The organism is Eximiradius sp. (genome assembly GCA_937127445.1).
Lineage (GTDB): Bacteria > Bacteroidota > Ignavibacteria > Kapaibacteriales > UBA2268 > JAKIZO01.
On record CAKZLY010000022.1, the window covers coordinates 25,592 to 47,859 of the forward strand.

A 22,268-nucleotide genomic window follows, 5' to 3' on the forward strand; every position below is an offset into this window, starting at 1 on the left:
ATAGCAAAAAGTTAGGTAATATTAAAATTAGATAATTATAAATCTCAATGGTAAATCAACAGATTTTGAAATTCCTATTCGTTTCGTAGCAACAAACTCAGCTTTGTAGTTATCGTCAAGCAAAAATATATTGCTTTGGTTGATTATCTTAAAATTGTCTTGAATGGTAATTCCTAATGCCTGCGTCAATTTCCCTGGGCCATTACACAAGTTTTTTAAATTATTAGTATTACGATTATACATCATAGTTTCTATCCCAAATAATGGAATAATCGAGCGAATTAATACAGCCGCACCAATATTCTCAGTCTCAGAGACTATGTTCATACAATAATGAACACCATATGATCGATAAACATAGATAGTTCCTCCATTGGCAAACATTGCAGCATTTCTTTGTGTTTTTCCTAAGAAAGAATGGCTTGCCTTATCATTTTCTGAAAGATATGCTTCGGTTTCCGATATCCTACCGCCAAGAATAGAGTCTTTGTTATAAACGATTAGCAATTTACCCAATAAAAATTGAGCAACATCTTTCGTATTTTCTTGAAATTTTTCGCTCGGAATTAGTTTGCCAATTTCATTTAAGGATAAATTTTTATTAGCCATACTCTTAATAATAATTCAATAAAAATCAATAAAAAACAGAATAAATATAAATAATATTTGTATTCAGTATATTCAATTTTTTGAAAAGTAATATAATCATTTTTTTCCAATGAACTTATTTTATTATATGTTTCAACCAATTTAATCTCATTTTCGGAATTAAAATATAAGCCGCCAGTTATTTGGGCAATCTCCTTTAATGTTTTTTCATCTAAATGAATGTCCACTGCAATTAGCTCACCTGAACCATCAGCATATCTTGGCACAAAGGCTTTGCCCGTTGCTCCAATTCCAACAGTATGAATTTTAATATTTCTCTCTTTTGCAATCTCAGCTGATTTGATTGGAGTTATCAATCCACTATTATTAACACCATCTGAAAGAAGTATTATGATTTTACTTTCTGATTTTGAGTTTTCAAGAGCGTTTATTGCAGAAGCTATACCCATTCCTATCGCTGTCCCATCTTGCAAAATACCGGATTTAACCTTTTGAAGTTGAAAAATCAAGTAGCTTGTACTAATTGTAAGTGGACACAACAAAAAGCTTTCAGCAGAATACAAAACAACACCTATTCTATCCTGTTTTCTTTGTTCTATGAACTTCGAAGCTTTCTCGATGGCTACTTTTAATCTGTTAGGGGGAAAATCCGTTGCAAGCATAGAACCTGAAATATCAATAACAAGAACAATGTCATTGGATATGATTTTTTTTTCAATTTGTGTCTCTTTACTAAATGGTTCAGCTATTATTAAAATAATAAATGTAATTAATAAAACCCTTAACAAATGAAGGACTAATATTTTAAAATTAAGCCTATTATTTTTACAATACGGCGAAGTACTTGGGAAAACAACAGCACCTTTCTTTGCTATGTTCCAAAAAAACAACAAATATAAAATCCAGGCAACTGGAATAAGAAATAGCAAATCAGGATATTTAAAGTAAAAATTCATCGACAATATTTATTAAGTATTTTAACTAAGTTATTTATAATTAAATTGATTTCGTCTTTCGAAATGTGCCCGTTATTGTATAATATGTGCTCAATCTTTATTTTTATATTAATAAAACCTGTTAAATCATTCATTTCAAATTTTTTACTCAATTCTAATTTGATATTATTAGTGTTCATTTCAGAGTAATTTAATCCAATTTGATTAATTAGAAAATGAACCAAAACACAATTAACACTCATAACTAAATCATTTTCACTGTACTTATTAATATTTCTTAATATTTTTTGTAATGTTTTGGTATAATTATCTTTGATTCTTTTTCTTTTATAATATTTTATTGCTACTGCGAAAATTAATAATAGAAATAGAACAATAAAAAACACATATAAATAGTTTTGATTACTATAACTTATAGTGTTTTGATTTGCAAAAATTTTATCATAAAAATTAAAATATGGACGATTTGTATCAACTTTTGGATACAAGTATTCAATTTTTAAAGGGCTTAATGTTTCTATTGAAATATTATTATTGTTAATGTTAGTAAAGATTATCTTAGTTTCAGGAATAATGTAGGATGCTTCCACAAAAGAAGTAATAACGAATTTATATATTATCTTCATTAAACCTGCATCATAAGTTGTATCAATGTGCTTTTTCAATAAAAATATGTTATCAGGAAGGATAATATTAGGTATTTGAACAGCATAGTTTTGAGGTATATGGATAGTGAGATTAATCTCATTTGGCGCTCCTATTAATATAGAAGTGTCGGAAACAGCCAGAGAAGCATATCCACAAAAAACTTTTCCCGAGGATATCAATAAGATAAACAAAATAATTAATTGAATTCTCATAACCCTTTGAATGTTTTCAACTTAATTTTCTCCAGCAATGAAATAACTCTTTTATTAGGTTTTAAATTTAAATACTTGCGTTTTGTAATGTTAGAATGATAATTATAGTATTCTTCAATGATTTCATCTTTTTCAAATTTGACAACTCTTTTCTCAAATACATCATATAAATTATTTTGATGTGAGAAACTTAAAATTTTAGTAGTAGCCTTTAAAAAAATATAATTTTGTGAATTATTTTCTCGAAAGTCGAACCAAGAATAATGAATAATTGTATCGCTGTTGATAAATTTTCTCTTTGCATAATTGTAATAATTTTTTGAAATAAAATTTACAATACCATCATCTCCGTAAGAAAAAGCAATCGAATAGTGCTCAAAATCTGGTTGAGAAAATAAACTATCTTTAAATGGGATTAGCATTCGAACCATATTTAGTCCATCTGTTTCAATTTTAAAAAAGATTTGTTTATATAAAGTGTCTTGTTTACGTATTTGCTGGATTTTAGGAAAGCCTCTTTCATCTAATATCGTCTGAATACTTTCTATTAGTTTGCCTGCTGCTAACTTTTCATTTTTTACCTTTCTATGCCTTCGTTTCTCAACTATTTTAGAAGGTTCATAGTATTTATAATATTCTGATAAAAATAAATAAGGAGCTATACATCCCTTGTACCGAGTAATGGTATCAGGAAGAACAAGATACAAAAACCTTTCTGTAATATTGTTGCTATCAGAATTAACAAAGTTTCGGTTTAAAGAATAATGGATTATTTCAACAAATCTCAAATAATTACCTTCATCATAATGATATTTTTCAACGTAAGATATATTGCTATCAACTACTTTACTTTTGCTAATTAAGAAATAGTTCTTTGGGGAATATTCATAGTAATATTTTTCTACTAATGTATCATTTTTAAATATTTCTTCATAGCTTGGGGTTACCCATTCGTTAAGAGATACATTTTTCTTAACAATTTTGTCACTTGATTTTATTTCAATCAAAAATGGAAAAAAATCATTTTCTTTTTGGTAATAATAAAATGCTGTGTCAATTTTATCTACATCCAAATATTGTATAATCTGTTTACTTATGCGAAATGAAAATTTTGAAGGACTTTTGGAAACAAAATTGAAAAAATGGTTATTTTCTTCGCAAGAAGATAAAATAAGTAACAAAACAAGAAAAAGATAAAATTTCATCATTACAAAAGCGTTTTATATCTCGATAGAATTTATTAGATTAAATTAATGAAAATTTGTTTGTTAATAAAATTAAAAAGATTGTAATATGACATCTATTCCATCATATTTGAATCAATTGTTAACGAAACACGTTGGAAGTCAACTTTTTTGTATTTGGATTGAAGGAAACAAAGTAACACTTAAAAGCGGCTTGTTAGAAACTGTACTATCTGACAAAATTATATTAAAATTAGAAGGAGAAGCAGCTAAAACACCTTTAAATTTCTTTGAAAAAGACAAATTGCTTATGCTGAATATTTATAATCTCAATGGGATTGATTTAATAAAAGCGAAAAAAAACTTTAGCTTAGATGATAAACTAAAAGTTAGAGAAATTAAAAAACAAATCTTACAAAATGTAAGAACTTCTCTTAGCAAAGAAGTTTCAGTAGTCTATAAACTTGGCGATAAAATTGTCCTCAACAGAGGTATCTTTGCAAATATGGGAATTTCAGGTGTTGTAATTAAACCTGCACCTTTCTATAATACAGAAGAAAATATTTTTTACAGAAACGTCCTACATATTTACAACAGCGAATTTATAGATTTACTTGAAGTAAAAATATTAGTAGGAAAATAAATGATCTGGTTTGGTAAGTCTAAAATTTCAAATGAGGCTACAGAATTAGTTGAAATGCCAGATGGGCTTTGGGCAAAATGTCCCTCGTGCAACGAAACAATATACAAAAAAGAACTTGAACTTAATTTATTCACGTGTTTTAAATGCAATCATCATTTTAAAATTGGTATAAATGAATATATTAGCTTGATTTTTGACGAAAGTTCTTTTAAAGAGTTCAATATTAATTTAAAAGCAGTTGATGCAATTAATTTTATTGATAGTAAACCATATATCGAAAGAATCAAAGAAGCAAAAAATAAGTCTGGCTTTGAAAATTCAGTCATATGTGGAATTGGAGAAATTTTTTCTCACAAAATGGTTTTCGGAATAATGAACTCTTCCTTTTTAGAAGGTTCATTGGGAAGTTTAGAAATTGAAAAGATTTATCGTTCTGTTAGATATTCGATTGATAACAGAATACCTTTTGTGTTATTATTTAGTTCAAGCGGGAACAGAATACAAGAAAGTGCAATTTCTCTTATGCAAATAGCTAAATTAACATCTGCTGTAAATGAACTAAGAAGTGAGGGAATATTATTTGTTACTATTCTTACTGAACCAACTATTGGAGAAACTGCTTTTTTATATGCAATGCAAGGTGATATTATAATAGCTGAGCCAGGAGCCAACCTCGGATTATCCAATAAAAGCAGCTTAGAACAAAAGTCTAAGAAAAGAATATCTGATAAATTCCCAAAATCTGACTACTATTTTAACAACGGGCAAATTGATATTATAGTCGACAGAAAACAACTTAAAGCCACTATTTCTAAAATAATTGATTGGTATAACAAATAAATTTCATATATGGATTTTTTTGTAGAATTAGAAAAGTTTTTCGGTAGTGAACTTTTTGGATTGGTGATAATGCCAGTTTTTATTGTTTTAGCAAGAGTTACAGATGTAAGTTTAGGGACACTGCGAATAATACTTATTGCGAAAGGTTATAGAAAAATTGCACCGATGTTAGGTTTTTTTGAATCATTTATTTGGATACTTGCTGTTAGTCAGATAATGAAGAATCTGGATAACTTATATTATTTTGCAATGTATGCGACAGGGTTTGCTCTTGGCACATATTTTGGAATGTTCATTGAAAGTAAGCTGTCATTAGGCGAAGTAATAGTAAGAGTAATCACTAAATATGATGCATCTGAATTAGTCTCTCGATTAATTAGCGACAATTATAATTTAACAACAATAGATGCCGACGGACAGTTTGGTAAAGTTAAAATTATCTTTATGGTATTAAAACGCGAATATCTTAACGAAGCCATACAGATAATTAAAAAATATAATCCGAATGCTTTTTATACTGTGGAAGATGTAAAATTTGTTCGTGAAGGTTCTCTCCCTGGAATGAATAATTATCCATTTAGAGGTAAAAAAGATAAAATTAATCGTGCATTTTCAATGAAAAAGTAGATTTTATGAAAATTTTTCTGATCGGCCCTATTAAATCATCATTCGTTCAAAACGATATTAAGATTTTAAGTAAAAAAAATAGATTATTACTTGAAAACTCAGTAATTGGCAGAGGAATTAAAGGGATTTGGAATCTATTCCTTTTAACGCTCAGATCTATTTTTAAAACAACGAAATGTGACGCTGTTTTTTGTTGGTTCGCTGATTATACAACATTAATTCCATCGTTATTAGCAAAAATTTTTGGGAAAAATATTTATGTTGTTGCGGGTGGTTTTGACGTAACTAATCTCCCTGAAATCAACTGTGGTGCAAGGTTACGCCCACTTAGATGGTTTTGTGTGAAAAACACTTTCCGATTAGCTGATAAAATTTTTCCAGTTTCTAATTATGCCCAAAAACAACTTATTACATTAACAAATGTAAATGAAAAAAAAGTAAAAATGATATATAACTGTATAGATACCTCTTTATTTAGTGAAGAAATAACTCAATCGAATAGGAAATTCGTTCTTACTGTTTCTCAGGGTGATAATTGGATAGAATACATTCGCAAAGGAACAAAAAGATTTATTGAAATAGCTAAAGAACTCAAAGATACAAAATTTGTGATTGCTGGGCTGCGGGATCAGGCTTTGCACTTGGCGAGAAAAGATGCCGAAAATGCTTTAAATATCGAAATAATACCTGGTCCTCTCGATCTTTATAATGAAATAGTTCCGCTATATAAGAAAAGTGTTGCTTATTGTCAGTTTTCTATCGAAGAAACATTTGGGGTGGCCGTCCTTGAAGCAATGATTTGCGGTAGTCTGCCAATCGTGTCCGAAGGAGGTGCTTTGCCAGAAATAGTATCCGGTAGCGATGCAGTAGTTGTTCGAACAAAGGAAGATATTTTTAATGCAATTGCAAAAGCAAAAGCATTATCGAATACTGAAAGAGTAAAATTGAGAGATTTTGCTTTTCGCTTCGATATCAGTGAACGTGAACAGATTTTGTTAAATGAAATTAGGTGTAGATAATGAGAAATTGGTTGATATCGACCGAAAAAAAACAGACCGAATATTATGACGGGATTGAAATTCACGCTGACATAGGATTACACGAACAAGCATTCGAGTTTTTTACAAAATATGTGAAAAAAGGAACAAAAGTGCTTGATATCGGTGCAGGTGCAGGTGCTTTTTCCAAAAGATTATATAATAATGGTTACGATGTAGAAGCCATTGATGTAGAAATATTCGAATGGGGACCAAAAGAAATACCATTTTTAAAATTAGACTTAAATAAAGGACTTAAAAACTCAGTTAGTAAAAAATATGATGCTCTATGTTGTCTTGAAGTAATCGAACATCTGGAAAATCCTTGGGGATTTTTTCGTGAAATAAACAGCATCACAAATATCGGAGGAAAATTACTTCTGACGACACCTAATATTACTTCTTTCTGGTCAAGGATATATTTTTTGAGATTAGGTCATTTTCATGGTTTTATGCCTTATGATTTAAGTTATGGACACATCAATCCCCTTTCTGGCTACGAAATAGAACTAATAGCTAAAAACACGGGCTGGAAAGTGCTTGAAATCCGACCTGGTGGTTATTTGCCTGTTTTTGATTTTTCTGAATTTAAGCCAAAGTTGTTAATATCTAACTTATTCAGGTGGCTTGCTTATGTAATTTCTAAAGGACATAAAAGGGGTTGGGTTCTTATGTTTATGCTTGAAAAAATTGATGAAAGTGAAAACGTTTATAAACCCGGTGTATATGAATATTAATTAAATCAGTATTTTATTCTATCTATAAAAAACACAAAAAAATATATTACAATTATTTTTTCGATGGTTTTGCTTAAGCAAATTCCTTCATTTTTCAACTCGTTTAAAAATAATTGAACATATTTTCATCACATATTTAATGTATACGAGATTGAGTTAATTTTCAACTCAATACTAAATTAATAGATTTCGATTGTAGTTCTTCTGAATTATAATTGTTCTTTGTTCGACCATTAACTAATTTTGCAATTGTCGCCAATCAATAAGAATAATTATACTGCAACTTTTATTCCTGCATAAACTGTTCTTGGACGAGCCGGACCATATAAATAACCAGCATCTCGATTTCCGCCAATATCTAAATCTTTTTGAAACGCATCAAAAATATTATACATACCTAAATACAAATTGATTTGTGGAAAAGATAAAATAGAATAATTTAATTTTGCTCCTAATTCAAAAAATTGAGGTGTTTTTCTCAACTCATCTTGTTCAATAAATCCTGCGTAATGAGGAATATACATAGGACCAGTATAAATGCCAGAAATTGACAAATTAACTTGTTTTGAAAAATTGATATTTGAGATGACATTTCCATATACACTGGGAGATTTAAACAATTTATTGGAAAATTTTGGTTGAATTCCACTATTAATATCGCCTGATGACCATTCAATTTGTTCGTTATACAAGCCTTGCTGAAAAGTGAAGCTCGAACGAAAATCAAAATATTTCGAGATTTCTGTTTGTATTTCAAAAGTAACACCTTTAATTGTTGCAGTTCCATCATTTATTCGCATAAAGATTAAATTATTGTTTTGATCGCGTCCAAAGTCTTTCAATACAAAAACATCATTCAATTTTGTTAAGAAACCTTCTATTGAGACGGCAAAAGGAATATTGAATAAACGTGTTGAATAATCAAAGGACGAGGAAATAGAAACAGAATATTCTGGTTTTAAGTTGTCATCGACAAGTATTAGTAACGACTCACCACCAACTTGAGTAATATGCAGATCTTCATCAAAGGCTTGAGGAGGACGGTAACCTTTAGAAATACTGGTTCTCCAATTGAAAGAATTTGAAACCTTACATAAAACATTTAGTCGAGGAGAAATAATTAGGTTTTCAATTTTATTATGCTTCTCAAAGCGAATACCTACAACAGCATTAAGCCAATCAGTAAAATTCCAATCATCTTGAATAAAGAATCCATTGGAAAAAGTAGTTTGATCAATCCTTCTTCCATAAGCAGGCGCTTTATCTAACATCCAATCGTAATGGTATTCATATCCAGTAGTTAACAGATGATAGCCCAACAAATTATTAATCAAATGATCATATTGAACACCGAAGCCAATTGTTTTATTATCAGTAGTACCATAAGCATTTGGGTCGTGTGCGGAACCATAGTAGCTTTCTCTTTTAGTGTTTTGATAGCCCAAATTAACAGTAATTTTATTTAAATCATCGTTTAGATAACGTTCATATTTCAATGTAATAAAATTAGAATTATGAGATGCTTTTTCAGTAATGTAAGTTTGGTGAGGAGGATTGTTAATTGAATCACCGCCACGGATAACGTGATATATTGCTTGATAGCCCAAACTAATTTTACTTTTATGGTCTGGTCTATAAAAAGAACGGATACCAAAAGTTTTAACATTTAATTTCCCAATATCAGAGAAACCATCATTATTTGCATCCCAATTTTTTCTATCGCGTTGAAAGCCAAACACATAGGCACCTAATTCATTATTATCCGATACAATACTACCATTAAAATTAAGCGAATAATCAGGATATTTATTACGCATAAAAGATTGAAATAAATCTATATTAAAGTTGTTTGAATAAGGCTCTTTAGTAATAATATTAATAATTCCAGCAACAGCGTTCCCACCATAAAGAGAAGAACCACCGCGAATAACTTCAATTCTATCAATCATATTAGCAGGCATTTGCTCAAGTCCATAAACTCCATTTAAAGAGGAAAAAATTGGGTTGCCATCAATTAATATTTGGGAATATCGTCCATCGAGTCCATTAATCCTAACTTGGCTAAATCCACAGTTTTGGCAGTTAATTTCTGTTCTTAATCCTGGTTGAAAATTTAATCCATCACGAATATCAACCGAACTCGTAGCCTGAAATGCCTTATTACTAACTACAGATACCTTAACAGGTACTTCTTCGTAAATTTTTTCCGAGCGAGTAGCTGTAATAACAACATCTGCTGTTTTAACGGCAGATTCCTCCATTTCAAATTTAAGTTGTAAATTATCTCCGAGATCCTTTTCAATCGAAAACTTATGATGAATTGGTTTAAGACCAACACCTGTTATGACAAGTTCATAATTACCTTTTGGAATATCTTTAATATGAAATACACCGTTTCTATTTGTGATTGCGCCGAGTGAGGTATTTAATATTCGAACTGTTGCACCAACTACAGGTTTTGCTTCACCATTTTTATAAATCACAACACCTTCTATACAGTTTTCATGAGCAAAAATATTAATTGTCAATAAAAACCAAAATAGAATAAATGCAAATACTTTGTACATAATTTCCTCCAATTTTCAATTAAAAATTTTTCAAAAACAGATTTTAGTCCCATCTAATTTCAAATTTAACTTTTTATAACTTTATAACAAATAAATTAGTAAATTTTTATCGAGATTTTTAGATAAATTAGGGTGAACTTAAATAAATATTAAATTTAATTCAAGATTTTTTAAAAAAAATATTTAGATTTATTTAAGAAATTTATTAGTTTAGTAAAAACTGTCGGATTAATATAATGGATTAGTTATGTTAAGTCAAGCAATTCAAGATTATCTTAAAACAATATATAAACTTGAAGAAGATGGCACAGTATCAACAACAGCAATTGCAAAGGAACTGAACATATCAGGAGCGTCTGTTACGGGAATGTTGAAAAGATTAGCATCTATGAAACTTGTTGATTACAATTCATACAAAGGTGTTCGTTTAACAAACGAAGGAAGAAAAATTGCATTAGAGATTATTCGCCACCATAGATTATTAGAATTATATTTAAGAGAAGCACTTGGATTTCCACTCGAAAAAATTCACGACGAAGCTTGCAGATTAGAACACGTAGTATCTCAAGATTTTTTGCAAAAAATCGAGGAAATCCTTGGCAATCCTGAATATGACCCTCACGGTCATCCAATACCTTCGAAAGACGGTGATATTGAAATTTCAAATGAGAAACCTCTTGTGAACTTTCGTAATGGCGATGTAGTTATAGTCAAACGTTTATCAGACCACGACCCGCAAATGTTATCATACTTCGAAAAAATGAAGATTTTGCCATCAACAATAATTAGGATTGTAGATAAAGCTCCATTCAACGGACCTATAACAGTATTTTTTAATGGAGAAAGCCAAATAATTGGAAATGAAATCTCAAAAAATATATTCGTAGAACTATACGAAGAAAAAGAAGAAAATTAGTTCCAAAACTAACAAAAAAGAATAGAGATGAGGAAAACTCTTCATCTCTATTTTTTTATCAATTCAGAAATTACCTCTACGTGAAAAGTATGAGGAAACATATCCACTGGTTGAACAAAACTCACCCTATAAGAATCATTCAGGAAAGCGATATCCCGAGCTTGGGTTACCGGATTGCAGCTTACATAAACAATTTTATTTGGTGCGATTTTCAATAAATGTTTGATTAGATTTTCATTCATTCCTGAACGAGGAGGATCTACAATAACCACATCTGGTTTAGCAACTGAATTTAACAATTTCGGAATAGATTTTGAATGAAGGTCTGCTTGATAGAACTCAACATTCGAAATGTTATTATTTTTTACATTTTTAGTAGCATCTTCAACTGCGGAATTGTTTAGCTCAAAGCCGAATGCTTTTTTCACTTGCTTGGCAGCAGGTAAAGTAATCGAACCACAGCCACAATATAAATCCCAGATGGTTATTTCATAGGAAAGGTTTGCAATTTCTAATATTTTACCAATAAATATATCTAACTGAACTGAATTAGTCTGGAAAAAAGAAAATGGCGATATATTGAAAACTACGTCAAGAATTTTTTCCTGCAAAACATCATAATTATTGGACATTTGAATAATTCCAGTGGCAACACTGCTTTGCTTATCATTGACAGCCCAGTAGGTAGTTTTGATAGTGTCAAAATCACCTGGTAATTCGTTTACAAACCATTTTGCAAATGCTTCTTCTTCGGAGTTTTCAACTGGGTTTGTAATCAAAATTGCCATAACTGCTTTTTGATAAGAGGAAAAACGAAGAACGATATTTTTCAGAAAACCATTGTTTTTGTAGTAATTATAAGCAGAAATACCCTCATTAATTGCTTTTGAACGAACAGCATTGATTATTTGGTTACCAATTTCAGGTTGAATAAAGCAACGGTCAATATCAATAATTTTATCATAACGACCGGGATAATGCATTCCCAAAGCAAAGTTTTTAATATACTCTTCGCTTGAATTTATTTGTTTTGGAGTAAGCCATCGATGAGAGCCAAAAGAAAATTCCATTTTATTACGATATTCAAAAATATCAATCGAAGGCAGCACATTTTCAATTTTCTGGATCTCGATTTTTCCGATACGAGTGTAAGCATCTTCAATATGTTGTTTTTTCCAGCGAAGCTGCTCGTTGTATTCAAGATTTTGCCACGAACAACCACCGCAAGTACCAAAGAAATCGCATTTTGGCTCAATTCTATTTGGAGATTTAAGAGTAATTTCCTTAATAAACCCTTCCGAAAAGTTTTTCTTATCTTTTGTAATAACGGCAACAACACGCTCACCCGGGAGTGCACCGCCTTTAAGCAAAATCGCCTTCCCATCTAAATGAGCAACTGAAATACCTTCGAAACCAATGCTGTCTATTTCAACTTCTATTTCATTGTTTGATTTCATATTATTCAATTAATAATTTTCTAGAAAAATAACCTGACAAAGTTTTACCATATAAGAACAAAACACAATTTGAACAAGGAAGATGAGACTTAGGAATTCGAATAAAATTCATATTTGAAATATAACGTGAAAAATCAAGGACTTTTCCTTCAATAGAATAAACATATAGCTCATTAAAGCAGCTATTATCAATCTCAATAATTAGTGAAGTTGTATTCTGAAAAGCTCTTATTAAAGGATTAAAGTCATTAACAGATGTAAAATTATTACGAACCTTGAAAGTAACTGGAATTAATGTACTATTAGAAAAAAATATATTCAAATCTGCTTCAAAAGAATCGTCGACTGGTTCATTTGCCTCTAAATATACTTTTACTTTTTCAATTTGACGCGGATAAATTACCAAACCACTCAATTCTTTATCGAGTTTGAAACGGTAGGATTTTCCGTTGTTCCATTGATTGAATGAATAGTTAATAATTGAAAGTGTATCATCGCCGTAATTCGCTAAGAATAAAAATGCCTCTGAATTATTCTGATTTAGAAGATAAATATTTTGGCTGGAAACAATAGGATTAGAAGACGGAATAAAATCTGGATTTTCGAAATTATTTATTCTAAAAATAAAGTAATTGTTATCAATGAAAGGATTTCTATTATTTTGCACTTCGGAAATGCGTATGTTTCTGACAAACTCAGAGCTATCCACTGGATCCAATAAAGCAAATTCTCGTAAATCTTTTAGTTGGTTATTAATAAACCCATAAGGATTATTATATCTTAGCGCAAAGTAAAACATACCACGAGCAATATCACCTTTTACAGAAGAACGCGGTTCAAAAACTAAGTTTCCACTTCTATTTAAGCCAAGACGTGAGCCGCCATCTTCATATGAAACATTACTACTAACAAATCCAAAAGGATAATTTGCTCTTTTGGAATTAGCAATTTCATATGATGGGCGAATATGATATAAATCGCTTTTAGGCGGATCGTTGTCAGCTCCGTATGCCTGTGGCCACGTATGTTCAGTATTAAAGTTGGTAGTATTTACATCGGGAATGCCAGTAGTTTGGACTTTACGACCTGTATAAATACATTCAACATAACCATTTACATTATCGAGGGAGCCCCACATAAATTCGCGAGCATTTTTATATCCAAGCGAGGTATGAGGCTCGACAAATTTTTTAAGCTCCAATAAGAGCTGACGCCCACGCAAATTATCAGTAGTGCGATAAATTTCCAATGGATGAGTTGCTTTTCCAACAATTTTAGATAACAAAGAATATTGGGAGTTATTTGTGATAACCTCACAATTTAGGAATGCATAGTAATTAATGTTGTCTCTTGGAGAAAAAGTGATTGGCAATAAAAATTTTTCACCTGGATTGATTTTCTTGTTACTAAAACCAGAAAATTGAAAAACTTTTGCGCTATCAATTAAGTGCGCGTTTAGTAATAATATTTCGTGCTGAGTGTCGTTTAATATTTCTGCATAAAAGGTAGTATCATTGTTAACAATAACATTTTCGAGTTGGATATCAGCAACCACTTGCGAGTAAAGCAAGTAATTGCTAAACAGGAAAGACAATATTAGAAGATATTTTTTCATTTTTTTTAAATATAGTTTATTTAACATATAACAAAGATAACATTTCTCCGATAGTATTTTCTAAATTTTTATATTCACCTATTGCCCACCCATTTGAAACAATTGCGAAAGCGTAAGTATCTCCATCTAAAGAATTAACATATCCCACTAATGCACTAACGTTTTTATGAGTCCCAGTCTTGCCAATTAAGTTGTTTTCAGCTTTTGTTCCAATCATACGTTTTTTTAGTGTGCCATCAACACCGGCAATAGACAATGATTTTCCAAAGCAGTCTGCGAAATCTGAATTAGCAGCAGAAACAAGCAATTTTATGATAGTTTCGGCAGTAACTTTGTTGCGTCTGGACAATCCTGAACCATCATTTAGAAAAATATTGCTAAAATCGATGTTAAGTTTTTTTGCAAAATCTTGATAACAATTTATTGCACTAATCTTATTATTAGAATTCGAATGATAACTTGCACCAACAATTTTAAACAAATTTTCTGCTAAATAATTATCGCTATTCTTATTAATTTCAGCAATCATACTACATAAATCTCTGCCGAATTCTGACAACTTGGTAACTTGTTTGAAATCAGGAATTCTTTTTAAGTCAATAGTTCCTGTAACTTCTATTCCATTCGCTTTCAATCTATCGTAAAAGGTCCCAGCAACAACTAATTCAGGGTTTTGAATTTTAAAAGAATATTTTTGATTAGAATTAACTGGTAAGCTACCCGAAACTGTAATAATTTGCTTGCCATTTTTTTGTAGATTAGTTTGAATAGATATTCCTTTTGTTGATAATCTTTGTTTAGTACGGCGTTTTCTTTTATCTCCAAAGTTTTGCTCATACGCATAGTAATATGATGAATTCAACTGCTCGTTATGGCCGGGAGAATGTCCTAACGATTTTTTAGACCCACCACCATATATCTTCACATTGTTATTAAGGATAAAAGCGGTGGAAGATGGAATAATTTGGATATTAGCAGGACGGCCCGGCACTGATCCAGCAGAAACAATTATCATTCCAATGTTTCGATTTAAACTTAATGCTGTAACAGGTGGGACGTATTCAACTTCCTCAGTGTCACCGCTATAATGAAATCGAGAAGTTTGCCAATCAAAGAAACTACCGTCAGCATATATATTCCCAACAATTTTTTTTATACCTAAGTTGAGCAAAGTTTCGATTAAATAATCTAAATCGCTCAGAGATAGTAACGCATCTCCACCACCACGAATATAAATATTTCCCACTAAAATGGGTTTAATCTCTTTTGCATCAGTATAGATTGTGGTTTTAAGTACTGGTTCGGAATGTAAAAGTTTAAGAGCAAAAAATGAGGTAAATAACTTTGTAACAGAAGCAGGCACAAGAGGTTCACCACTATTGTAATTATAAATGTGTCGATTATGATTAAGAGAATAAATTGAAATGCCAATCTTTGAATTGGATAAATTTTTATTTGAAACAAGTGAGTTGAGAATAGAAGAGAATTCATCGTAAGATTTAATTGTATCTAATTGAATTTTCTGACCATAAGATAAATTGAGCGATAGAAAACAAATAAAAAAAGAAAGAAAGAACTTTTTCATATAAGTACCAAATTATTTTCCTCTAAATACTGCGTTGGCAATATAAAGAAAAAAGCACTCAAAACAAAATATATTAAAAATCATAACCTAGAGAAAACATATATCGAGGTTTGCTCCACTTAGTGTAATTGTATGACCAAGCTATATCAAGTTTCACAGGCAAACCTAATAAGTATGACCTAACACCGGTGCCAGAACTGAAAATCATATCAGCAGGCACACGTTTTCCGTTGGCATCAATTTTAGATATTTTAAAGTCGTCGGTCCAAGCACCACCTATGTCAAAAAATAAAGTTGACATCACACCTTGTAAAAGCACTGGGACTGGTCCAGCAACAAGTGCATAAAACAAAGGAAAACGTAATTCTGTATTACTAACGAAAAATTTGTTCCCTCTGATTGCAGCAATATCCCAACCACGCAATGGCATAATAAAATTGTTCATAAAAACAAAATCTTCCGGATTTTCGAAAGGATAATCTCTATTTGAATATGAATAATTTATCCAGTTTTCAGTTCCACCAAGGAAATAGCGTTGGGGATTTGGACCGAAGCTTGCACCTATAGAACCACGCATAGCTAAAGAAATAAAATTAGATATTTTAAAATACTGGCGTAAATCTGTTTTCACAGACATAAAACCAACGGAATTCGAATTGAATTTTGGCGAACCTAATATCTCAAAATAACCACGAAAGCCTCTTTCAGGAGCATACCATCCGCCTAAAGAATTGTCATAAACAAATCGAGCTTGGGGAAGGAAAATGAAACGAGAAATACCTGGAACAAAAGAGTTATCAAGGTTCGTCATTTCAGCGCCGATGAAATCGGCACCCCATTCTACGCGTGTAAATAAATCAAAAGGCAGCGAAGTGAGGATAGACAAACCATAATTTCTAAATCTATAAAGGCTATAATCATCCAACATTCTATCGTATTTGTAAAAATATGCAGGATAATGATAAACAGCGATATGGTAATCAATTAAATTTGGCAAATAAGAGTAAGAAAGATAAAATTGGCTGTTTTTCAAATCGGTAAATAAATTAAGTCCAGCATAAATTTGATGATCACCCAAAACATCGCTGAAAAGCATCTGAGTTAATCCCTGCCAACCATAGTAAGTAGAATAACCCGGGTTAACTAAAATAATGTCTGGCGAAAATGTGATTTTATATGTACGTTCGACAAATTCCTGATTTTCAATATTAGCGCCTTTGGCGGAAATGTCGCTTGCAGTTGAACTTTTGATCAAATCCTGGTTTGGTTCAATCAGCTGTTGGGCAGAAAAATCAATTTCAAATTCGCCATAGCCTTGGATTTGATTCTGATTACCAGCAGAAATTGAATTATCCGAAACAGATGAACTGGTAATCGCTTTCTGAACAAAACTTGTTCTTTCTAATTGTTTTGTTCTAAATTGTGTAAGTGGCAAACTATCAATTTTCTTTCTTTCGAAGGGAAGTCTTAGCAAGAAAATATCATAACCACCACCGATTTGAGAGGCAAATAAAAGCTTAGAATTATCTTGCGAAAGCGAAATTTGAGTTATACCTGTAAGAGAATTAGTAATTGGATATTCAGTATTATTTACAAAATCATAAACATAAATATTTCCAATTCCATTGTTATCGGATACATATAATAATTTATTACCATCATTTGAAATCAAAAGAGATGTTTTATTGAATTGAGGAGTATGAGTTATTCTCTGAATTTGTTTTTCTTTAATATTGAGTTTATAAATATCAGAAGTTTCAAAATTATGTTTCCAGATTTTAATATCATTGTTTTTTATACCAAAATCAATGATGTCGTGTCTGTCAGAAACAAAGAAAATTTCGTTACTATTATTGCCCCAAGCAATGTGAGAAACAGAAAAAATATCATCTGTTACTTTCTGAAGGGATTTGGTATCAAAATCGTAAGTATAGATATTGCTTTCTTCTCGTTCAGATGCAATAAAAGCAAGATAACGACCATCTTTCGACCAGCTCACAGAAGAAATCGAGCGAAGTCCAAAAAACAAGCGTTGGTATCTCCCAGTTTTGGCATCAACGATAAAAATGGCATCTTCCCCACCAGATTTAGCAGAAATGGCTAATTTCTGTCCATTGGGGTCCCAAGCAATCCCAGGAGTAAGAAGATTTAAATCTTCAAAATCTTGTTTTCTTAAACTGCTGACAAGTTTTCTTGGTTTTGCTTTGGCATCTACATCCTGGATATAAACAGCGAATATTCCATCATCTCGGTCTGAGATGTAAGCAAATTGGTCGCCATTGGGAGAAATAGCAGGTGAGGTATTGTAGTAATTACCTATATCACGTCTATCAGTAAGTTTCAGAGCAAAATCGCGAGGGTCTTCATAAATTTTCAAATCAGGCCAATATATTTTTTTGATTTCGCGTTCCCACATATCTGAAAAATCTCTTAAACTCATATTAAAAGTGCTTTGAAAGGTTTGCTCTAAATTTTTGTTTAAGTAGAGTTTATTGAGAAATTCAGTAACTTTTGCTTTGCCATATTTTTCAGACACGAACCAATAGAATGTTTGCCCACCCCTGTATGCTAAATATCCATCGAGTTCTCGAAGAGAAGGTAATTGTTCAGATATAGTCAAATCTCGCATAAACATATCGGTTTCAATATCAAGACCGCCTAAGCTTTCGTATTCGCACAATCCTTCGTTAAGCCAGAGAGGAATTTGAAAATTATTGCTTGTCATTAAAGCAGATTGCAAAGTGCCGCCGTAGAACATATCGTTTAAAACAGCGTGTACAAGTTCGTGATGTATTACGTGGCGAAGTTGAGAATAACTACCTTGAAATGGAACAACCACTCTATTTTTAAATAATTCTGTAAACCCTCCAACACCTTCTGGCAAATAGCCGCCTGTAACATTTGTTTGTTGAAAATCATTGTGAGAATCATAAACAATTAACGCAATACGCATCGAGAACTTGTAATTCAACGTGTTTTGAATTGACATTAAAGCTTTCTCGGCAGAAACAGCTGCAAACTCGGCAAGGGCTTTGCTACCAGCATCGTAGTAAACATCAAAATGTTCTGTTTCAATATAATGCCAGTCAAATTTTCTATATTGAACTTTATTTTTTCCGAACTGTGGGAAAATATTTACACTCGATAACAAAAAAATAACAAATATTAATGTTGCATAAATATGTTTTTTTGACATATACACCTCTAATTATGCACTTTTGACTTACTAAAATACTCAAAGTTTAACTTAATAACACAAAATTTATTTTAAGGTTGCAATAATTTTATTATCTGTGTCAATTTCATTTATCTGAACAAGGTAAAATGAATTTTCTAATTTTCGGTCAGATATGATTTTGCAATTTAAGTAATTAGAAGTGTGGCCAAATTGAATTTTTTCGTTTTCAGAATATTTTTCAGGTAAAAATTCGTGAATTTTACCGATTTGCCCTCGATAAAAAGCTAATAACTTCGAATTGGATAATTGTTTGAGAATGTTTGTTCTTTCTTTTCTAATTTTCATTGGTACCTTATTGGGGAAATCAGCAGCAGGAGTATTTCGTCTTTCAGAATAAGTAAAAACGTGAAGATAGGAAACGGGCAAATTTTCGATAAATTTGTATGTTTGCTGGAAATCTTGATCGGTTTCATTCGGGAATCCTGTAATAACATCTAATCCAATACATACGTCAGGATTAATTGACTTAATCGAAAGAATATCTTTGAATAATCTTTCTGAGGTATATCTTCTTTTCATAAGTTTAAGAATTTTATTAGAACCACTTTGCAAAGGGATATGCAAATGCTTGCAAATTGATTGCGAGTTGCAAACGTAATCAATAATTTTCTTGTTAATTAAGTTTGGTTCAATAGATGATATACGAAACCTCACTCCAAAATCGTTTTCGGCAATTAAATGCAATACATCTTCGAAATAATACATATTTTTTGAGTTGTATTCACCAAGATTTATACCACTGAGAACTATTTCTCTGAAGCCTTTATCGGAGACCTCTCTGAATATCTCTGGAAGTTGCTCAAAGGGGATGCTTCGAGGATTACCGCGAGCATTTGGGATAGTGCAGTACGTACAACGGTAATCGCAGCCATCTTGGATTTTGAGGAAGCAACGTGATCGAGCAAGATTATCAGCTGAATAAGCGAAATCAAAATTAAGAGAAATTAATTCTGACACTTCTATAGATTTATTTGATTCTCGCAATTGAGATCCTAATAGTTCTGGTATTTGAAATTTTTCTTTGATTCCATAGACAGCATTGACTTCAGGCATATTTGCCAATTTTTCAGAATTGAGTTGAGCATAACAGCCCAAAACTCCTACAAAAGCACCATTAGATTCACGTTTAGCACGGCGAATAGCTGCTCGGCAATCGGAATCGGCATTGTTTGTAACGGTACAGGTGTTAATAAGAACAATTTCAGCATCGGAAAATTTTTCGGTAATAGTGAAGCCTTTTTCTTCGAGTTTTGTTTTTAAAGTTGATGTTTCGGCAAAATTTACTTTACAACCGATATTAATGAGCTTTACTTTTTGCATCTTCTTAACAGAAACAATTCAATTTAAAAATCAAATAAATATTGAATATTGACGACAATACTCGCAATAAATTTCGTCAAAATGGAAAGCGGTTACATTAATATGATGTAACCGCTGAAAACAAATAACTATTCTTCGGAAATTTCAATAATTTGTTTCAATTCCTCGTAGCCAGCTCCAACACGAATAATTTTAAAATCATCTGTTGTCATATCAATAACTGTTGATTCTCCTAAAAAGTTATATTCATCAGAAACCATAGCAATATCAACCATTGGCGAATAGTAGTCAATAATTTCATGAGGAGTTGGAGCGGGATTATCTTCAATTTTTGCAGAAATAGAAATTATAGGATGTTCAACATATTTGATAAGCAAACGTGAAAGGTCATTATTAGGGACACGAATACCAGAAGTTTTTCTTTTGGGGTCTTGAGCAAATTTAGGCACAAGTTTAGAAGCAGTCAGAATAAAAGTGTAAGGTCCTGGAATAAGGCGACGAATAGTTTTATATGCTAAATTACTAACTTTTGCAAAATCTGCAATATTTGAAAGCGAATCACAAATAAAAGTTAGAGATTTGTTTTCAGGTAATTTCCTGATTAATCTTAGCTTTGAAATTGCTTCCTTATTTGATAGTTCACAACCAAGAGAAAATCCCGTATCGGTAGGATACAAAATAACAGCACCTTCTTTCAAAGCCTCGGCAACCTTTTGGATTTTTCTAAGTTCGGGAGTTTCGTGATGTACGTTCAAAATTTCTGCAGCCATAAAACCTCCAAAAATAAGATTATTGTATATTATAAATCGTAGTTTTAACATTATTATTGTTATAATTTATTTCATAAACCAATAATGTATTTATTTTTTTATTAATTTTACCGATATATAGATATATTATATTAAAGAAATATGGAATTATAAATTAATTTTGTTGCAAAATAATATGGTTTTTATACTATGTTTAATTTCCTGAAAAAATCAGTAAAAGCAAAGTTATTGCTTTTAGCGGGAATTGTTTTAGTATTAACCTCAATTTCAATAATTGTATTTTCGGCATATAATGCAAAAACAATTGCAAAAGAAAATGCAAAAAATCTTGCAAATGTAGAAGCTGAGAAGTTTATTTCGAGCTTTCAGAACATTATCGAAGAGCAGCTATTATTAGTGAGAAATCTTGCCGATATTTATTCTGCAGTAAATTCTCAAACAAACCCTGTAAAATTCACTCGCGTTGGCAGCAATAATATGATTAAAGAACTTATCGAACGCAACAAAAACATTTATGGTATATATATATCGTGGGTTCCGGACAATTCATTCGATGGAATGGACAAAATATACGCACAAATGCCTAATAATCCGCCGTCGGGACGATATACAATTTATTACGTTCGTTTTAAAGATGGTGTTAGAGAAGTAATTGAACGCTCTTACGAAGAAGAGTGGGAAGAAGAAAATAATTCAGATTATTTTGCAAAACCACGCGATAAAGGTATTGAGTGCGTTATTGACCCATATTTATATCCTGTAGAAGAAGATACAGTTTTGATGATTTCGCTTACTGCACCAATCATAAATAACAAAAAATTTTATGGAATTGTTGGTATTGATATCACAGTAGATTTTATTCAGAAGCTTGCTGATAAAGTAGACTTATTTGAAAAAACCGGGAAAATTTCAATTATTTCAAATAACGGGAATTTAGTCGGAGGAACGAGACATAGCCAATTTGTTGGGAATAATGTTGATACAATACCAAACTTCTCTCAAATTAAAAATCTAAGTAGTTTTGTTAAAAATAGTACAGTGTTGGACACAATAATTGGAAACAATATTGAGTTACTTGTTCCTATAGAATTTGGGAAAACAGACACACCTTGGGCCGCACATGTTTTTGTCCCACTTGGTGTACCTTTAAAAAAAGCTAACAAAGCAATTACTACACAGATTATTATTTCATTTATCTTGATCATCATTGGATTGATCCTAATATTTTGGTTTGTAAGCAAAACAACGAAACCAATTTTGCAGCTTGTTGATATTGCAAACAGTATAAAAGATGGTAAAATTGATGA

18 protein-coding genes are annotated in these 22,268 nt (G+C 31.2%); 7 read left to right on the forward strand and 11 right to left on the reverse strand.

The features are described 5' to 3' along the window. Window positions 1-27 precede the first annotated feature (27 nt). From AC6QZF_RS07465 to AC6QZF_RS07480, 4 genes are read right to left on the reverse strand one after another with little or no spacing between them, the layout of a single operon-like run. Window positions 28-609, reverse strand: coding sequence for a DNA-3-methyladenine glycosylase (locus AC6QZF_RS07465; protein ID WP_499799252.1), 582 nt, complete (start codon window positions 607-609; stop codon window positions 28-30). Then, on the reverse strand, window positions 585-1,565 hold the full coding sequence (locus AC6QZF_RS07470; RefSeq protein ID WP_499799253.1) for a VWA domain-containing protein: 981 nt from the start codon (window positions 1,563-1,565) through the stop codon (window positions 585-587). The genes AC6QZF_RS07465 and AC6QZF_RS07470 overlap by 25 nt, the downstream gene beginning before the upstream one ends. After that, a complete protein-coding gene (locus AC6QZF_RS07475) occupies window positions 1,562-2,425 on the reverse strand; it encodes a hypothetical protein (protein WP_499799254.1) in 864 nt (287 codons plus the stop codon). Before AC6QZF_RS07475 ends, AC6QZF_RS07470 begins: the two co-directional genes overlap by 4 nt. Beyond that, window positions 2,422-3,498, reverse strand: coding sequence for a hypothetical protein (locus AC6QZF_RS07480; RefSeq protein ID WP_499799255.1), 1,077 nt, complete (start codon window positions 3,496-3,498; stop codon window positions 2,422-2,424). The genes AC6QZF_RS07475 and AC6QZF_RS07480 overlap by 4 nt, the downstream gene beginning before the upstream one ends. A 220-nt stretch (window positions 3,499-3,718) precedes the next feature. Here AC6QZF_RS07480 and AC6QZF_RS07485 point away from each other — a divergent pair, with 220 nt between their 5' ends. From AC6QZF_RS07485 to AC6QZF_RS07505, 5 genes are read left to right on the forward strand one after another with little or no spacing between them, the layout of a single operon-like run. After that, on the forward strand, window positions 3,719-4,252 hold the full coding sequence (locus AC6QZF_RS07485; protein ID WP_499799256.1) for a hypothetical protein: 534 nt from the start codon (window positions 3,719-3,721) through the stop codon (window positions 4,250-4,252). Next, window positions 4,253-5,092, forward strand: a complete 840-nt coding sequence (locus AC6QZF_RS07490; protein ID WP_499799257.1) for an acetyl-CoA carboxylase carboxyltransferase subunit beta — start codon at window positions 4,253-4,255, stop codon at window positions 5,090-5,092. 9 nt (window positions 5,093-5,101) lie between these two features. Then, entirely contained in the window at window positions 5,102-5,719 is a 618-nt protein-coding gene (locus AC6QZF_RS07495; RefSeq protein ID WP_499799258.1) for a DUF2179 domain-containing protein, read from the forward strand. 5 nt (window positions 5,720-5,724) lie between these two features. Continuing rightward, entirely contained in the window at window positions 5,725-6,738 is a 1,014-nt protein-coding gene (locus AC6QZF_RS07500) for a glycosyltransferase (RefSeq protein ID WP_499799259.1), read from the forward strand. Then, window positions 6,738-7,493, forward strand: coding sequence for a class I SAM-dependent methyltransferase (locus AC6QZF_RS07505; RefSeq protein ID WP_499799260.1), 756 nt, complete (start codon window positions 6,738-6,740; stop codon window positions 7,491-7,493). Before AC6QZF_RS07500 ends, AC6QZF_RS07505 begins: the two co-directional genes overlap by 1 nt. 272 nt (window positions 7,494-7,765) lie before the next feature. Here AC6QZF_RS07505 and AC6QZF_RS07510 read toward each other — a convergent pair whose 3' ends face one another. Beyond that, entirely contained in the window at window positions 7,766-10,060 is a 2,295-nt protein-coding gene (locus AC6QZF_RS07510; protein ID WP_499799261.1) for a TonB-dependent receptor, read from the reverse strand. A gap of 247 nt (window positions 10,061-10,307) precedes the next feature. On the opposite strand from AC6QZF_RS07510, the gene AC6QZF_RS07515 reads away from it, so the two are divergent. Continuing rightward, window positions 10,308-10,976 carry a metal-dependent transcriptional regulator gene (locus AC6QZF_RS07515; protein ID WP_499799262.1) on the forward strand — a complete coding sequence of 223 codons (669 nt, stop codon included), beginning with the start codon at window positions 10,308-10,310 and terminating at the stop codon, window positions 10,974-10,976. A 47-nt stretch (window positions 10,977-11,023) separates the two neighbouring features. On the opposite strand, the gene rlmD is transcribed toward AC6QZF_RS07515, so the two are convergent. The 6 genes from rlmD to AC6QZF_RS07545 form a co-directional block, all read right to left on the reverse strand. Beyond that, window positions 11,024-12,433, reverse strand: a complete 1,410-nt coding sequence (gene rlmD / locus AC6QZF_RS07520) for a 23S rRNA (uracil(1939)-C(5))-methyltransferase RlmD (protein WP_499799263.1) — start codon at window positions 12,431-12,433, stop codon at window positions 11,024-11,026. Window position 12,434: 1 nt separating this feature from the next. Continuing rightward, the gene (locus tag AC6QZF_RS07525) at window positions 12,435-14,048 is read right to left on the reverse strand and encodes an endonuclease (protein ID WP_499799264.1); all 1,614 of its coding nucleotides are present in this window, start codon (window positions 14,046-14,048) and stop codon (window positions 12,435-12,437) included. Between the two features lie 16 nt (window positions 14,049-14,064). Next, window positions 14,065-15,633, reverse strand: coding sequence for a D-alanyl-D-alanine carboxypeptidase/D-alanyl-D-alanine endopeptidase (dacB, locus tag AC6QZF_RS07530; protein ID WP_499799265.1), 1,569 nt, complete (start codon window positions 15,631-15,633; stop codon window positions 14,065-14,067). Between the two features lie 73 nt (window positions 15,634-15,706). After that, window positions 15,707-18,829, reverse strand: coding sequence for a peptidase MA family metallohydrolase (locus AC6QZF_RS07535; protein WP_499799266.1), 3,123 nt, complete (start codon window positions 18,827-18,829; stop codon window positions 15,707-15,709). Window positions 18,830-18,895: 66 nt separating this feature from the next. Then, window positions 18,896-20,191, reverse strand: coding sequence for a tRNA (N(6)-L-threonylcarbamoyladenosine(37)-C(2))-methylthiotransferase MtaB (gene mtaB / locus AC6QZF_RS07540; RefSeq protein ID WP_499799267.1), 1,296 nt, complete (start codon window positions 20,189-20,191; stop codon window positions 18,896-18,898). A gap of 128 nt (window positions 20,192-20,319) precedes the next feature. Beyond that, entirely contained in the window at window positions 20,320-20,961 is a 642-nt protein-coding gene (locus AC6QZF_RS07545) for an L-threonylcarbamoyladenylate synthase (RefSeq protein WP_499799268.1), read from the reverse strand. 189 nt (window positions 20,962-21,150) lie between these two features. On the opposite strand from AC6QZF_RS07545, the gene AC6QZF_RS07550 reads away from it, so the two are divergent. Beyond that, a partial coding sequence (locus tag AC6QZF_RS07550) for a cache domain-containing protein (protein ID WP_499799269.1) occupies window positions 21,151-22,268 on the forward strand: 1,118 nt, incomplete at its 3' end.